The 2,837-nt window shown below is 64.1% G+C and carries 4 protein-coding genes; all 4 read right to left on the reverse strand.

Going from position 1 to position 2,837, the window contains the following annotated elements:
• Positions 1-40: 40 nt before the first annotated feature.
• A complete protein-coding gene (locus AC5RVV_RS17135; protein ID WP_493986679.1) occupies positions 41-976 on the reverse strand; it encodes a DUF3560 domain-containing protein in 936 nt (311 codons plus the stop codon).
• 57 nt (positions 977-1,033) lie between these two features.
• Complete coding sequence (locus AC5RVV_RS17140; RefSeq protein ID WP_493986678.1) at positions 1,034-1,342, reverse strand: DUF3846 domain-containing protein; 309 nt, start codon at positions 1,340-1,342, stop codon at positions 1,034-1,036.
• Between the two features lie 1,014 nt (positions 1,343-2,356).
• Positions 2,357-2,563: a hypothetical protein gene (locus AC5RVV_RS17145; protein ID WP_493986677.1), complete on the reverse strand. Its 207-nt coding sequence runs from the start codon at positions 2,561-2,563 to the stop codon at positions 2,357-2,359.
• Positions 2,564-2,593: 30 nt separating this feature from the next.
• Positions 2,594-2,837: hypothetical protein (locus AC5RVV_RS17150; RefSeq protein WP_494002576.1), on the reverse strand; the 244-nt coding region annotated here is incomplete at its 5' end.

Raw genomic sequence — 2,837 nt, forward strand, 5'->3', positions numbered from 1 at the left:
GCATTGGCCTGCCCTCCTTTCCTCTGCCGGTGCGGCGGGGCTATTCGGTGCGCTGGTACTCCTGTATGGAGGGGTAGCTGGCCTTCAGCGGGAAGCCGTTGTCGCTGGTGACGGTGACGGTCTTGGGGTTGGCGCGCAGGACCCGATGCCAGCGGCCGTTGATCTTGACCAGGTCCCCGGCTTTGACGGTGTTCTTTGAGTAGTCGGTGGCCATGCCGGCGGCGCTCTGCCGGGGGCGGATCCCGTTCCAGTAGGCGAGCTGGTCGGTCAGCTGGCCTTGCCTGGCCAGCAGGCCCTGGCAGTATGTCCCCTTGGCCGGCGGAGTGATGTCGTAGTTGCCGCCGTAGAGGGTGCGGCGGTATCCGTTCAGGCGTCGTTCGATGGAGCGCAGATCGGCCTTGAGCTTTTCGATCCGGCTGTACACCGTGACCGGATTCTGGCGCTCAGGGGAGACCGGAACCGCCACCTCGGCTTTGCGGGTAGCTTCTGCAGCCTCCGCCGCCTTCACCGCCCGATCGTTAGCCCTGGCGACCTGGTCATAGTGGCGGCGTATCCGTGCCTGGCAGTGGTGCCCGATCAGGATGGGCTGGCCGAACGGAATCCGATCGGCCATCTGACGATGCCGTTGTGAAGCGTTGGCGGCCGCACAGGTTTTCGCTTCGGTCCTGGCCTCCAGCGCTTCGGCCCGCTCCGTGGCGCGGTCAAGGTGGTCTGCCTGAACCTCCGAGGCGGAACGGAAACCTTCATCTATCTCGGTGTCCACGCTGAAGCCTTCGGCGCCCAGCCGCTCCAGGGTGAGATCGATGAGGCAGTGGTCGGGAGCAGCGTCCCGGGACCTGGGGACATACCAGCAGCCAATGCCACGGGACCAGCGCCAGCCCAGCTCCTTCAACACCAGATTCGACCCGTCACTCCGGACGGTTCCATCAAGCAAGGTCCCGGCGGCCGGGGTGTGGGTCAGAGCAAGTGAAGCCATGGATCCATCCTTCCTAGGGCTCCGGGCGGCCGAGAGTCCCCGGCCGTCCCGATTGAATTAGCCGCTGATGCGGGCCAGGGCATCCGACAGACGGCCGCCGGCCGCAATAACTCCGGGACGGACGCTGGAATCCTGCCCGTCTGGGCCGGGCGCCAGAACGACGGCCGGTCCCGCGATCCAGTCCTCTGCCCGGATCAGGCCATCAGCCCGGCACAGCAGGCTCGCCCGCAGGTTATGAGGCATTCCCGCGGCCTTGCCCAGCTCATTCAGGTACACAGTCATCAATGCATCACCCACGGCTTCAATGTCGCCGCCCACCAGCGACTGCAGGGTCTTCAGATCTGCCTCCAGCTCACGGGTCTCCAATGGTTAAGCCATATCGGTTGGTATAAGCAAAGCGGTAACCGCCACGGGAACCATTCCTATTTTGTTGATTGTGTATAAACAAATATAGGCGGGGCGAGACTGGGCTGTCAATAGCGTTGGGATCGTTGGCCCATGCGACATCCCCATCAATCGACGGCCCGGACAGGGTCCAGGAGTCCAGCCCCCGGCCAGGCATCCCGGGGTCTGCCCGGCCAGGCGTCCCGGGTTCTGCCCGGGCAGGCTGGGCCGTGAAGGATTCGGCGCGGCAATGCGGCCGGCCCGGTCCTGGTCCCTGGCCGGGCTTACCCTGCCCGCCGGGGCGGGTAGTGGCTAAGAGCTGTCCCGCCCGGACTCCATAACTGCCTCGGCTTGTGCAGCATGTTCGGCTTCCATCCGCATGATGATCTGCCCGAAGGCAACGAGTCCGCCGCTCATCCGCCGGCCTCGATCCCGACAGCCTGGACATGAAGCGCGCGGACCACAACGGAGCAGCCAATGGTCCCAATATGACTGCCTCCCAGCCTCTTCGGACCCGTCGATACCTCACGAGGGCTCGGGCTGCGATGAGCGGGGCCCCGGCATGGGCGGTGGCAGCCACCTTGGCCACATCAAGGCGACGCTCCAGATGGAGCGGAGCGATTCCGGGAAATCCGGGCAGTTACCCGGCGGCAGCATGCGCGGCGTCGACGGCTCCCTGGGATCTTCAATTTTGCGGGGTGGATACGGGGCCAGGGCAGGAGGCGGCTTCGTAAAGTGCTGTGGGCAGTCTCGGTCTGCTTCGCAGAACGGGGGCGGGCTGTTTGGCGTCCGACATCGGTATCAACCAATGCATGCACGGTTTCCGGTAGGGGGACGGCAGTGGCCAGGGCATGGAAAAGCGCCCTGCAGGAGGTCCACGATTGTCAGATCAACAGACTTGGCAGGGCGCTTTCACCATTGAGTCTAAGCGAGCCGCGGTTCAGCTGAAGCCCCAGGGGGATGTACTGTGTGTGCGGCCTATAGATGGTGGACGTTTTAGTAGTCGCCGGACAGAAGCTTTCTGGCACGGTTGATCTGGGTGCGGGTGGCTGTTTTCGGGACTGATCCGGGGCATTCGGGGCCGTGGGCCGCGCCGGTATCGTTAGCGTCGTTCCAGGGCATCTGCCTGCCGGGGGTCCAGAGGCATTCACGGCAGACCACGTGAAAACGGTCCGGTTCTTTGGTGGCGGCAATGGTGATCATCTGGCGGTGTCCCTCCCTGGTCTGTCGGTTTTATCGTAGGCGCGTCTTTGACGCCGGGAGGCATTCAGGGGTGTGAAGGAAGCGGTGCAGGGTCTGATATGTCCCGTACCAGGCAGCGGCGGCGCTCCTGCAGCTGTCAGCCTCCAGTTCCTCCACGTTCTGCATTGCCTCGTCGATGGCAGCCTGGAGGTGCTCGTCTTCAAGTGCCCGCGTACGTTCGCTCATCTTTCTTCGTGCCCCTTCCTCGGATCCTGATAAAAACTTCTGTCGAAAG

Source organism: Arthrobacter sp. MDT2-34-1, from assembly GCF_059091365.1.

Coding starts and splice junctions, on each gene's coding strand:
- AC5RVV_RS17135 (WP_493986679.1), bottom strand. CDS start 976: ATGGCTTCACTTGCTCTGACCCACACCCCGGCCGCCGGGACCTTGCTT.
- AC5RVV_RS17145 (WP_493986677.1), bottom strand. CDS start 2,563: ATGATCACCATTGCCGCCACCAAAGAACCGGACCGTTTTCACGTGGTC.